Genomic DNA, 12,376 nt, shown 5'->3' on the forward strand with positions numbered 1-12,376 from the left:
GAATCATTTAACCCCGTGCTAAAACTATATTTTAGAACAAAGTTTAGCTTTCGCACGGTTACTGTGTTTCGGAATTACCCATTTATAGTGATTTCATTGAAAGTTTCATCAGAAAATCCCCAGTTTGGAGGATTAAGATGATGGGCGGTTTGATGTTTAATCATGCTACAAGAGGCTTGAATCACAACGTCTAATCCTAATCCGGGTTTTTTGGCCGTAAACTTCAGTTTTTGAATGGGGTCAAGGGATGTCCAGCCGTCTTCATGATGGATATGGTAGCAACAGGATTCAGAAGGCAGAAGCACCTGCTGATAACCGGAAGCATAAGCTGCTGCAATACCAAGTGTATCAATATGAATGGAATATAAATCCAACTCAGGATAGCCTTGTATGTTGTTCCATGCATTGCGATGAAGCAAGGTAAAATCGCCGCAGGCATCTGTTGCCAAATGAAGAAAATAAAGCAAAGGAATTTTTTTTCTTAAAAAGCCCTTTGACAAGACCGAATTATCAGCACTAATCATCCATTTAAGTATCGCAAGCAGCAAACGGTTTCGCGTATGGCGTTTCAGGATATGGTTTTCACACCAGCTTATCTGTTCTGAAAATGACAGGTAGAGGTGGAGAATGTCTGAGGAAACATCGCAACGGTCTGCACGGTAAAGAAAACCGGTTTGCAGTTTTTTTAACGCAATGAACTCCATTAATTTGTCTGAAAACAACAGATCCATATTTGTACAAAGAATAAATTCACCTTTAGCACGCCGGATGCCTGTGTTTTTGGCAATCATCTGATAAAGTGGGATATGCTGTGAGTAGGCGTATCTTTCGTGAATTTCTGAGGGTATCATCAGGTATCTGATGGAAAGCGGACAGGTTTTTGGAGGTATGGGCAATACTTCACTTAGCAGGGGTTTGTTTTCTGGAGGATTCCATTCAACTACGATGAGTTCGGTTTGGATTTGGTAAGTGGAGATTTGTGCAATCAGTCCATCAATAAACAAGGAGGCGCGTTGAAGGAAGTTGTTGCCGTGATTATCGTTTCGGGAAGTAACTACGATAGATAAATATGGGGTGATGGGTTGGCTATTCATGTTATAAATCGTAAAGGAAATCATTGACCATTTTTTGGATCATGAGTTCTTTGTCTTTTTCATCTGAACTCATTTCATAAAGTAAATAGAAATGAGTAAGACGATTGAGTATTTGTGATTTCTCTTTCAGCAAAGCCAATTCTGCCTGTAGTTTTTTTTGGTGATAGTAATAATTTACCAAAGCAAGAACGGCAAGCAGCACAGAAAGTCCGGAAATGGAAAATAAGAGCAAGTTTGTTGGACCGGAATATGCTAAAAGAACCGCAACTAAGGAGGGTAACACTATAAATCCTCCTGTAATTACATAGATACCGGATGATTGTGCAATCAGGTTTTGAACAATATTTTCCTGATTTTTAAAGGCTTGCAGGCTTTCGACAACTATGGTGCTGAGTTCAGCGCTTTTGGATTTCTCCTGAAATTTATCCTGAAGAATCGCCAATCGCTTGGTCTCCAAACTGATAATTTCATTCTGATACTTGTTCAGGGTAACATTTACCCCAATCATTAAAAGCCCGCCAAGGATAAGCAAAGACCAAAGCAGAATATTTACCCAAAACTTAAAATAAACAAACCCAAGGTAATTGAGCGACAACAGCATAACGGGAAAAACAATACAAATCAATGCAGCGACTACCTTTGCTTTGGATTCGTATTTGATATTGTTTTGAAGTATGGCTATTTTTTCTTCCGGAGATGCGTTTTGTTTTTCAGACGCATTAGAAGAGTTTGGAGAATTTGTTGCCATAAAACAGCATTGTTTTGAGCAGGCTCAACAATTTTTTCAGACGGTTTTATTGTCCGGATTTCATTTGGGTGGTATCAGATTTGACTGTATCAGTTGGCAGGGATTGAGGTGTCCGGTTTTGATATAACTTTTGTTGAGAATAAGATTCTTCGGTTACGGTTGGTAATGCGCCTTTGTTCTGAACATAGTCTAAGGTCTGGGAAACACGATATGCGTAAATTGATCCCAGTACACCAAGAATTAAAAGAAAGAGAACGATGTATGCTGTTTTCATATTTAAAGTTTGAAAATTGCTCTGTTAATGGGGTAAAGATAGGGTTATTTAGATTTTAAATGGTGAGGAGTCCGGAAAACCGGAATTTATATTTAACCGGTTGACCGCTACCCAATAGTAAGCTTTCATTCAATTTTTTTACTTCATTTGGTTCATCCGCAGTTTTCTACCTTTGAAATTCCTGCCGTCAATAGAACGCATCATTTGATTTGCGCTTTCTTTTTCGATTTCAAAAGTGGAGTGAATTGCCCGCATATCTATATTCCCCAATACGTCTTTTTTTAACCCGCTCATGTCTAAGATAAATTGCAGAAAACTGGCTTTATAAAAACCATCTTTTGCGCCGAGGTTTACAAAAAGGGTCACATAATTTGCACCGCCCCCAAAGCTTCTGCCTTTGGAATCGCGGCTTTGTTTGACGCTGCCTTTTCGATCTTTTGAAGAACGGGGTTCTACCCGGATGTTCAAATCTTCTGCGTTCTCATAGTATTTTAAAAACCGGTCAAATTCCATGGCAGCCAATCGTTTCAGGATTTCAACTTTGCTCATGTGCGCCACTTTCTCTTCGAGCATAGGCACATAAGTTTCGTAATCACCGTGGCTGATATCGGTTTCCAGCATCCTGTCCATAAAATTAAAAAACTGTTTCCGGCAAACATCTTTCCCGCTTGGAATTTCTAATTTATGAAAAACAGACTTTGCAAAGCGTTCCACCTGCTGCAATCTGTTCCGGTCGCGGGGACTGACGATGGACATACAAACCCCGGTATTTCCTGCCCGTCCGGTTCTTCCGCTTCGGTGTGTATAAACTTCGGGGTCATCCGGCAGTTCGTAATTGATGACATGGGTGATGCCCTGAACATCAATGCCTCTTGCGGCTACATCGGTTGCGATGAGGAGCTGCAGGCTTTTGTCTTTAAATTCTCCCATCACCTTGTCTCTTTGAGACTGACTCAAATCTCCATGAATCGCATCCACATCATATCCTTCCCGAACCAGTTTTGCCGTGATTTCCTGAACATCGAGACGGGTTCGTGCAAAAATCAGCGCATACATGCCCGGGTGAAAATCTATCAGCCTTTTTAGGGTTTCGTATCTGTGCTGCGGGGAACACAGGTAAAACTGATGATCAATATTGATATTGGCGGTATTGACCTTTCCAATCGTAATTTCAACAGGTTCATCCATATACCTTTTGCTGACCTGTCGAACTTCTGTAGGCATCGTTGCACTGAACATCCACATACATTGCCGGTTTGGCGTATGTTTCAGAACAAACTCAATATCTTCTTTAAAACCCATATTGAGCATCTCATCAGCTTCGTCAAGTACGATGTAGTTGATCTTTTCGAGATTTATGGCTTGGCGCTCTATGAGGTCTATCAACCGTCCCGGTGTAGCGACTACAATTTGAGCACCGGTTTTCAAATCTTTAATCTGATTGTAAATAGCTGCACCCCCATAAACCGCTACTGTTCGGGCTTTGGGCAAAAATTTACTGAATTGTTCGATGTCTTTGACAATTTGCATGCACAATTCCCGAGTTGGACAAATGATAAGTGCCTGCGGGAGTTTGTCGTCTGTGTCAACCAATTGCAAAAGGGGCAGACCAAAAGCCGCAGTTTTACCGGTTCCGGTTTGTGCTAATCCGACTAAATCGCAATCTCCGTCTAAAACAACAGGAATGGTTTGTTCTTGTATGGGGGTGGGGGTCGTAAAACCAAGGGCATGAATAGCCTTTAAAAGTGGCTCTGTTAAGCCTAATTGTTCAAAACTCATTGTAATATTCTTATTTTGCCGCAAAGATACGTTAAAAAAGTGCTCCAATACCTAAAAAAACTAATTGCGGACGGATTTCAAGGGTTTAAGTTCAAATCATTCTATCTTTATTCCCCGAGCCGGAACACTTAATTTTTGAAAAATGGGACGGATTAAAAAAACCGAACTATTCTTTTACCACCTAAATTTGCCAAAAATTACTTTAGAATTTACATGGAATCAAATCAGTTAATTTTTCCTCCGGGTTTTATCTGGGGCACATCCACCGCAGCAGCACAAATTGAAACCGCATATAACCATGACTGGCAAGGGGTGGTTGCAAAAGATGGATATGTTTTTGAACGCACATCCGATCACGAATTACACAGAGAGGAAGACCTCGGTTATATTGCCTCGTTGGGACAGGCTTACCGGATGAGTTTACCCTGGTGGAGGCTGCAAACTGAGCCAATGGCGAGGTTTGACAAGCAAGTCGTGGCGGAGTATCGTTCATTTCTTGCAAAACTGGCAGCCCGAAAAATCTATATTATGATGGTGCTGCATCATTTTACCAATCCCCTGTGGTTTGTCAGGGCGGGAAGCTGGGAAGAAAAAAAGACGTTGCCCATGTTTTTGGACTATGTGCAACAAATGGTCGAAAACTTTGGCGATTTGGTCCATAACTGGAATACTTTTAATGAGCCTGCCGTTTATTTGTTCAACAGCCGGCTTCATGGTGGTTTTCCGCCATTTAAAAAAAGCCTGACCGCTTTTTACAAAGCATTGAAAAACATGAGCCGGGCACATCGTTTGAGTGTTGCCATCATAAAGGACAGGTATGAAAACATTCCGGTCGGCATTTCAAAAAACGCCGTGATTTTCAGCCCTCAAAACTTTTTAGGCAGGTTGCCTGCATGGATTGCCGACAAAGTCTTTATGGAATATGTTGCAGACCATTTTATTGAAGGGTGCGATTACTGGGGCATGAGCTATTATGCGAAAATCAGACTCGACCCTTTTCCAATCAGCGAAGTGGATACTCCGGGCAAACTCGACAAAATGGGGATTGTACATGACGGAATGTGGGAATACTATCCGCAAGGCATGAAAGAAAGTGTGCTCAGATACCATAAAAGATACGGCAAACCCATGTTTATCACCGAAAGCGGTATCTGTACCCATGATTCCGATATCAGAATTGCAAGCATCAAAGATTATCTGACCTTGTTGCATCAATGTATTGGGGAGGGGGTAGATTTAAGGGGATATTTTCACTGGAGCACCATAGATAATTTTGAATGGAATTTAGGCCCTACCTATAAATTCGGCTTGGTGAACGTTGACTATGAAACAGGGACCCGCACCCTGAAAAAATGTGGGGAATTTTACAAGACTGTTGTCAGAAACAACGGGCTGATCAGCAACTAAACCACCTAAACACCCGATATGTATTCCAACCTTGTTTTTTGTATTTTGATTTCATTCAGCTTATTTTTAAACAGCTTGTCGGGGTGCAAAGTATCTCCCCCACCCTTGATAAAAACGGGGAAAAAAGACATAAACCGCATCAGTTTGCCGGATGGGTTTTCAATTTCTGTCTTTGCAAGCGGAATCGAAAATGCACGATCCATGTGTATGGGCAGTGAGGGGGTTATTTTTGTCGGCAGCCGCGACGAAGGAAATGTATATGCCGTGAAAGATACGGACGGAGATTATCAGGCCGATTCAATCTTAGTGATTGCAAGCGGACTTAACCGTCCCAATGGTGTGGCTTTCAGAGATGGTGCCTTGTATGTCGCAGAAGTCAGCAAAATTTGGCGTTTCGACAATATTGAAAAAAACCTGAATCGCCCTCCGAAACCGGTGCTGATTTCAGATGCTTTTCCGGATGAAGCACATCACGGCTGGAAATACATAGCATTTGGCCCCGATGGCAAACTCTATGTTCCTGTTGGCGCTCCCTGTAATATTTGTGAAAAAGAAGACGAGCGGTTTGCTTCCATCATGCGGATGAACCCGGATGGAACCGGACTTGAAGTTTTTGCAAGCGGAATCAGAAACACAGTCGGCTTTGACTGGCATCCGGAAACCGGAGCTTTATGGTTTACCGATAACGGCCGCGATTGGATGGGAGATGATTTACCCCCCTGCGAACTGAACAGCGCTCCTGAACAAGGAATGCATTTTGGCTATCCCTATTGCCACGGCGGAACTATTGCCGACCCTGAGTTTGGCAATAAATTTCCCTGCAAAGATTTTACCCCGCCCGTTCAAAATCTCGGCGCTCATGTCGCCCCTTTGGGAATGTTGTTTTATACCGGCACCATGTTTCCGGCTGAATATAAAAACCAAATCCTGATTGCCGAACATGGTTCCTGGAACAGAAGCGAAAAATCAGGATACAGGATCACACAAGTCAGGTTGAACAAAAATGGAATATCCACCGAATACAAACCCTTTGCGGTTGGTTGGCTTCCTCCAAAAGGTAAAGTCTGGGGCCGCCCCGTTGCCTTGTTGCAACTAAGGGACGGTTCGGTTTTAGTCAGCGACGATTTTGGAAATGCCATATATAGAATCACCTACCAACGTTAAACTAATCTTTGCCGGCCATTCGTTTTTTTGAACAGGGTATCGTTTCAAATTCCCAAAAGGTTGCCTTGTTTTTTAAACGCCGGTCTTCCAGAAAACGCACCCTTAACGGATATTAAATCCAGGGGTTGCAGAAAAAACTCTGGTGGAATGAAAAAAAACACAAGCGGAAATTTTAAAAACACCGGTGGAATGAAAAAAAACACAAGTGGAATTTGAAAAAACACCGGTGGAATGAAAAAAAACACAAGTGGAATTTTGAAAAACACCGGTGGAATGAAAAAAAACACAAGTGGAATTTGAAAAAACACTGGTGGAATCAAAAAAAACACAGGTGGAAATTTTAAAAACACTTGTGGAATGAAATAAAACACAAGTGGAAATTTTAAAAACACCGGTGGAATCAAAAAAAACACAAGTGGAATTTGAATAAACACTGGTGGAATCAAAAAAAACACCGGTGGAATTTGAAGAATAAATGAGTGAAAGCGGTAAAGAAACTCAATATTCAGGTAATTATTTAATGTATTAGCAATTGAAAATCAATGAATAAACTGCAAAATAACACCTTCTCTTAAATATGTGAGTGATCCATAAAATTGGCTTGTCTTATTCAGGGTTTGCAAAATTTAACTTTCTGAAAGCACCAATAAGCAAGGAAACCTTAAAGGCTTACTTGCAAGAAATAATTTTTTTAAAAAAAAAAATTGTTCATGGATGTGAAATAGTAGGTTATCCTTGAAGTTCCGTTCTATAAATAGATCAAGCAACCGATTCTTGCAAATTTATTTAGAAAAATGAAGGTAAACAGAAATACCCTAAACTTTTAAATCTTGTTTTATTCTTTACTAAAAATCGGCTTTTGACCAACTCAACAACTATTTTCAAACCTCCAAATAGTTGAAACAAGCAACGCCCCTGTTCAGACTTTGCCTTTATCTCATCATACTGATATAGCAAGCAACTCTGATGCTGATAAAATGATAATAAAAGACGAAAAGGCTACCTCATACTTGCATACAGATGATTATGAAATAGGGGGGTGTGAGTAAATTATGGTTATGATTTAGGTTGAAAATTAATTTGTGCTGATATTCATTTTGTTTATGAACTTTTTGTAAAAGATATTTGTTTGCAAAGCAACTTGATATGTTAATAACTTAAGTAGTTAGCGGGTTCAAAACCCTTTGGATACTTTGTTAAAATAAAAAACTAAAAACGGGCAAGTTTTGCGAATAAGTACTTGTCAGGCACAATTTTAAAAGTCAACAAACCAATGGATAATTTTGAACTTAGGCTCTTAAAATGTGCCTAAGTTTTTGTACCTTTCAAAAAAAACAATATGGTAGGATTTAATCATAAAAAAGCTGTTCAAACACTTGCCTACTTTGCTCAAAAAGAAGGTGGTGTGATTAACAAAATGAAAGCCTTTAAATTGATTTGGCTTTCTGATAGGTTACATCTGCGTAAATATGGCAGACCGATCTTGAATGATGTATATTTTGCTCTTCCCAAGGGACCTATTCCGTCAAGTACCAAAGACTTAGCAGATAATTCTGATTACTTGGCAGATAGTGAAAGAGAATTGCGAGAACAGGTGCTTGAAAATGCAGGACGTTATACCATAAAAACCAAAACAGATGTACAAAAAAATGTATTTTCTGAAAGCGATTTGGAAGTAATGAGCCTTGTTTATGACAATTTTGGAAATTTAGACGAGCTAACATTATCAGAACTTTCTCACGAATACCCTGAATGGAAAAAATTTGAAAAAAGTCTGCAAGTAGGACATTCTTCACGCTTTGAAATGAACTATCAAGATTTTTTTGAAGATAATCAAGCATCTCACCCGTTATTTAAACAAGATGAAGAACTTTTGGAACTTAATAAAGAGGTATTTTTAGAAAATCAAATTATTGGTAACTTGATATGAAATTACCTATAGAGTTTTTTCTACAAGGTATTGATGAAAAAAATGTATATTATTTTTCAAGTGCCAAGCTCAATACTTCTGTTCCACATTATTTTATTTGTGTATTGAAAGGTAGTAGCAACACTGTAATATTGGTTTGTTGCACATCAGACAGAGAAGACAAACGCAAAAAACGTATTGAAAAATTGGGATTGCATACTACCTTGATTTGGATTAAGCCCGACAGTAGCAATGGACTAACCAAAGATACGTTTGTGGATTGCAACAGTTTTTTTGAATATGCAATTGATGACTTCAAAGCAATGTATGAAAATGATTTGCTTGAATATAAAGGCAAAATTTCTGAAACACATTACGAACAGATTATCAATGGTTTATTAGATAGTCCAACAATTCCTACTGAAATCAAAGAGTTATTAAAAAACAAGTAAAAACTGTGCCTAACATCCGTTTGGCTCAATGGCGGGTGAAGTGGTTAATTTAAAATTCTACCTCGCATCAATTTTTTAATGTATTGACAGTTTTGTGCTACGAAATCCTACTCGAATGCAAAGGGTCCAAAAGTTAGCTGCTATACAATATGAGTACTCTAAATTTCAAAATATCATTTCCAACTGACGGTGGCTTTTGGGGGCGTCAGTGCAAACAATGCGACAATTATTTCAAGATTGACGCAGACAAAATTAAATCTGAACTTTATTGCCCGTATTGCGGAGAGCTTCAGCCTAATGACAATCTTTGGACTAAGCAACAGACTGACAAAGCTAAAGAAATAGCAGTTTCAGTTGGCAAACGCTATATCGAAGATGAATTGGAAAATGTGTTTAAGAGTGCATTTGGAAAAAGTAAATTCATAAAATACACTCAAAGTCTGAAAACAATTCCTCGGACTTCAGTAAATAGACACCTCGAAAAATCTGTAGACACTGAAATTGAATGCCCAACTTGCCAACTAAAATTTCAGATTTACGGAATATTCGGTTATTGCCCAAGTTGTAGAGAAGAAAGTTTACTTATTTATGAGACCAATCTGCAAATCATTATTCAAGAAATAAATAACGCTTCTGACAAAACACGGTCTTTAAGACATGCTTACAATGACGTAGTTTCAACTTTTGAAGGTTATTGTAAGCTCGTATCAAAACGTAACGGACTAGAAAGTACAAACTTTCAAAACTTAAAAATTACCAAGGAACTTTTTAAAAAGTATCAATTAGACATCTATGTGGATATTAACGAAAATGAAAAGATTATCATTAAAAGAGTTTTTGAAAAAAGGCATGCATATCAACATTCAAAAGGACAAATTACCGAAAAGTATATTCAAAACATACCACAAGACAAAGCCTTGTTAGACACCAAAGCGGAGTTAAGCATTTCAGAATTGACTGAAGGAATTGATGTATTAAAGAAAATCTTGAGAGTAATTACAAATAAGTATAGCCGCTAACATCCGTAACCATTACACAACTACTCAAAAACCACTAAATACCCGATTTTTAAAAAAGTTGCCTTCAAATTAAAGGCTTTTGGTGATTTGTGGACTTATTAGTCTTGATCATGCAACTTGGAACAGAAATAGCTTTAGATGGGTTGTTTGCAGATTAGGATTAGCATATACAGACAAAAAACAAGGGTTATCCGTATAAGTCGGAATAATTATCGGTGCTTGAAGGGCTTGTGTCTTGATATTGGGTTTTTTGCGTTCAAATTTCAGGTATTTGAGGAGTACATTCTTTAAAGTATGTATTCAAAACTAAAAATTGGACTACCAGGATACTTAACAATAGCACTTATAAACAGTTCCGGTTTAATGACACTCATAATACCTTCAAGACAGACTTTAAACTACTTTCCATGTTGGTTTGGCATAGCTTAAAAATTAATCTTTTATAATCATAACGAAAACAACTTTAGTACTTTTGTTCGGTTTTACAGGTTAGTGTTGTACATAAACGCTTGAAACCATTTAAAAAACTATGATAAATATTGCAAAACATGGAACATTTCCTTTTAGGTTTCTTATTTTGGAGCTAAATTCGAAACTTGAACTATGAATAAAATATTTCTTCCTAATGCTCCTCTTAAGGAGGTTCTGTTCGAGATTCATTGGGATTTAGAATATATCCCGGAAGAAAAAATCTTGTTTGACAAAGGTTTTGAAAGAGCTATTCTGAATTTTACCAGTGCATGTCAACAAGATTTTAAAGAAGTTTCCATTTTAAAGCCTGAAAATATACCTCCTACTGCATTTATAAATAGAGTTACTCATCGCTTCTTCAAAAAAAAAGGACAACATCCATTGTATCAATTAGGGCCGGGAGTATTTACTGTAAATGACAATAACAAAAACTACATCTGGAGCGATTTCTTAGATATGGTCATAAATGGAATATCTTGCTTAAGATCAAGTTATGAGAAAGAACTTATTCCATCAAATATTCAATTAAGGTATATAGATAGGGTTTCTCCTTATATTTTCGGGGGCAATGATAAATTCGATTTCTTAAGAGAACACTTACAAGTCAATGCCCAAACCTATCCATTCGTACAGGAAGAACTAAATGACATTCAATTTACGAATAACTTTTCAATTGATAATGATAGTGCCTTAAGCCTAATCGTTCAGACAGGTGTTGATAAAGATTCAAAAGAAGATGTTATAGAATGGCACACTTTTGTCAGTAATAAAAAACGATTATCTTGGGAAGAATTGATTGATTGGGTACAGAAAGCCCATGAAACCTGCTCAAATACCTTTAAAAACATGGTTAGCTATGAATTATATGAACACTTCAGTCAATAATATATATTCCGAGTTATATTACAACACTTGTAGTATTGATGCTCCAAACACAAATTTCTCATACAATAACATTTCTGAAAGCAATCAAAATGCTATAAACTTGATCAAATCATACTCAAGTTTACAATTGAATTGGGATACCTATAATGCTGTTCCTCCCAGTAAACAAGCAATTCAAAAAGCTATTACGTTCATTCTGTGGTTATCAGAATATAATATAGATGTGTTTTTTGTTGCCCCCACACCAAACGGAGAAATTTTAGTTGAAATTAAGGAAGGAAATGCGAATGTAGAAATCGAATTCTCAAGTAATTCAGAAGATAGTATTTGCGCTTCGCAAAAAGGAGATTTCATTGCTGAAGACATACTAAATAATACAACACAAATTTCATACTTAAAATGGTTAATTTGCCCAAATGGAAACTGCCCACCAAATTTATGATGAGGATAATGTATTAAGAAGAGTTCCCACCTTTCTTCCAAATTATGTAAAACCTGATGGCGCAATATCAAGCCTGGCATTTCGTCTTAGAAATGGTGAAAATGGTTTATCAGTAGATTTAGAAAGACTAAGTTCTTTTTCAAAAGCCACTTTAGGAAGAAGTGATTTTAGATTGCTTAAACTGAATGTTGGTCAAATCAGAAACTATATTAATGATGGATTAGATGTCATATCTGATCCTTTAGAAGACAACAATGCACATTCATTGATCACCGGAAATTTAACTAAAGGAAAGCAGAAACAATTAGTCCTGATATCGAACGAAATTTTCGAATAAGATGGTTAAAAGATAGACAGATAAAAACAAGAGCGACCTTAGCCCAACCACTAAAAAACCACTAAATACGCAATTTAAAAAAAACCTTACCTTCAATTTAAAGGCTTTTACTGAATTTTAACTTTTCCTGAATTTTCGATAAATTTCAGATGTTCAACAAAAGCATCCATAAACCGAACAGAATTTTCAGTTCCGATGCTGCTCTCCAAACAAATTATTTTCATCTGCCTTCGGAGTATTCCTTGTATGTATGCAATAGCTTAAAATTAAGCATATTTTATCACGGCTTAAAATATTTTTGTATTTTTGATACTTGTATTTTCACAGGCTGAGGTTACCGGTCTGTGCAAAAGTCCCAACCCTAAAGAAACGTATTTGGCTTTACCTCACCCGCA

12 protein-coding genes are annotated in these 12,376 nt (G+C 37.7%); 8 read left to right on the forward strand and 4 right to left on the reverse strand.

Going from position 1 to position 12,376, the window contains the following annotated elements; all coding sequences use genetic code 11:
• Window positions 1-74 precede the first annotated feature (74 nt).
• The 4 genes from IPM47_14255 to IPM47_14270 form a co-directional block, all read right to left on the reverse strand.
• Entirely contained in the window at window positions 75-1,118 is a 1,044-nt protein-coding gene (locus IPM47_14255; protein QQS28026.1) for a hypothetical protein, read from the reverse strand.
• Window positions 1,096-1,842, reverse strand: coding sequence for a hypothetical protein (locus IPM47_14260; GenBank protein ID QQS28027.1), 747 nt, complete (start codon window positions 1,840-1,842; stop codon window positions 1,096-1,098). The genes IPM47_14255 and IPM47_14260 overlap by 23 nt, the downstream gene beginning before the upstream one ends.
• Before the next feature lie 46 nt (window positions 1,843-1,888).
• A complete protein-coding gene (locus IPM47_14265) occupies window positions 1,889-2,116 on the reverse strand; it encodes a hypothetical protein (protein ID QQS28028.1) in 228 nt (75 codons plus the stop codon).
• Between the two features lie 138 nt (window positions 2,117-2,254).
• The gene (locus tag IPM47_14270; GenBank protein QQS28029.1) at window positions 2,255-3,895 is read right to left on the reverse strand and encodes a DEAD/DEAH box helicase; all 1,641 of its coding nucleotides are present in this window, start codon (window positions 3,893-3,895) and stop codon (window positions 2,255-2,257) included.
• 213 nt (window positions 3,896-4,108) lie between these two features.
• On the opposite strand from IPM47_14270, the gene IPM47_14275 reads away from it, so the two are divergent.
• The 8 genes from IPM47_14275 to IPM47_14310 all read left to right on the forward strand — a co-directional run bounded on the left by IPM47_14275 (window position 4,109) and on the right by IPM47_14310 (window position 11,981).
• Window positions 4,109-5,302: a glycoside hydrolase family 1 protein gene (locus IPM47_14275; protein ID QQS28030.1), complete on the forward strand. Its 1,194-nt coding sequence runs from the start codon at window positions 4,109-4,111 to the stop codon at window positions 5,300-5,302.
• An 18-nt stretch (window positions 5,303-5,320) separates the two neighbouring features.
• A complete protein-coding gene (locus IPM47_14280) occupies window positions 5,321-6,466 on the forward strand; it encodes a sorbosone dehydrogenase family protein (protein ID QQS28031.1) in 1,146 nt (381 codons plus the stop codon).
• Window positions 6,467-7,805: 1,339 nt separating this feature from the next.
• Complete coding sequence (locus IPM47_14285) at window positions 7,806-8,396, forward strand: SocA family protein (GenBank protein ID QQS28032.1); 591 nt, start codon at window positions 7,806-7,808, stop codon at window positions 8,394-8,396.
• Window positions 8,393-8,827: a hypothetical protein gene (locus IPM47_14290; GenBank protein ID QQS28033.1), complete on the forward strand. Its 435-nt coding sequence runs from the start codon at window positions 8,393-8,395 to the stop codon at window positions 8,825-8,827. The genes IPM47_14285 and IPM47_14290 overlap by 4 nt, the downstream gene beginning before the upstream one ends.
• A gap of 149 nt (window positions 8,828-8,976) precedes the next feature.
• Window positions 8,977-9,846, forward strand: coding sequence for a hypothetical protein (locus tag IPM47_14295; GenBank protein ID QQS28034.1), 870 nt, complete (start codon window positions 8,977-8,979; stop codon window positions 9,844-9,846).
• Window positions 9,847-10,449: 603 nt separating this feature from the next.
• Window positions 10,450-11,202, forward strand: coding sequence for a TIGR04255 family protein (locus IPM47_14300; protein QQS28035.1), 753 nt, complete (start codon window positions 10,450-10,452; stop codon window positions 11,200-11,202).
• 100 nt (window positions 11,203-11,302) lie between these two features.
• A complete protein-coding gene (locus IPM47_14305; GenBank protein QQS28036.1) occupies window positions 11,303-11,644 on the forward strand; it encodes a hypothetical protein in 342 nt (113 codons plus the stop codon).
• The gene (locus IPM47_14310) at window positions 11,619-11,981 is read left to right on the forward strand and encodes a hypothetical protein (GenBank protein ID QQS28037.1); all 363 of its coding nucleotides are present in this window, start codon (window positions 11,619-11,621) and stop codon (window positions 11,979-11,981) included. Before IPM47_14305 ends, IPM47_14310 begins: the two co-directional genes overlap by 26 nt.
• The last annotated feature ends 395 nt before the right edge of the window (window positions 11,982-12,376 follow it).

It is taken from the genome of Sphingobacteriales bacterium, assembly GCA_016700115.1.
Taxonomy (GTDB): domain Bacteria; phylum Bacteroidota; class Bacteroidia; order Chitinophagales; family UBA2359; genus UBA2359.

What these genes read in the sequence shown, in the direction of transcription:
- IPM47_14255 (QQS28026.1), bottom strand. Translation starts at nt 1,118, where the DNA reads ATGATTTCCTTTACGATTTATAACATGAATAGCCAACCCATCACCCCA.
- IPM47_14260 (QQS28027.1), bottom strand. Translation starts at nt 1,842, where the DNA reads ATGGCAACAAATTCTCCAAACTCTTCTAATGCGTCTGAAAAACAAAAC.
- IPM47_14265 (QQS28028.1), bottom strand. Translation starts at nt 2,116, where the DNA reads ATGAAAACAGCATACATCGTTCTCTTTCTTTTAATTCTTGGTGTACTG.
- IPM47_14270 (QQS28029.1), bottom strand. Translation starts at nt 3,895, where the DNA reads ATGAGTTTTGAACAATTAGGCTTAACAGAGCCACTTTTAAAGGCTATT.
- IPM47_14275 (QQS28030.1), top strand. Translation starts at nt 4,109, where the DNA reads ATGGAATCAAATCAGTTAATTTTTCCTCCGGGTTTTATCTGGGGCACA.
- IPM47_14280 (QQS28031.1), top strand. Translation starts at nt 5,321, where the DNA reads ATGTATTCCAACCTTGTTTTTTGTATTTTGATTTCATTCAGCTTATTT.
- IPM47_14285 (QQS28032.1), top strand. Translation starts at nt 7,806, where the DNA reads ATGGTAGGATTTAATCATAAAAAAGCTGTTCAAACACTTGCCTACTTT.
- IPM47_14290 (QQS28033.1), top strand. Translation starts at nt 8,393, where the DNA reads ATGAAATTACCTATAGAGTTTTTTCTACAAGGTATTGATGAAAAAAAT.
- IPM47_14295 (QQS28034.1), top strand. Translation starts at nt 8,977, where the DNA reads ATGAGTACTCTAAATTTCAAAATATCATTTCCAACTGACGGTGGCTTT.
- IPM47_14300 (QQS28035.1), top strand. Translation starts at nt 10,450, where the DNA reads ATGAATAAAATATTTCTTCCTAATGCTCCTCTTAAGGAGGTTCTGTTC.
- IPM47_14310 (QQS28037.1), top strand. Translation starts at nt 11,619, where the DNA reads ATGGAAACTGCCCACCAAATTTATGATGAGGATAATGTATTAAGAAGA.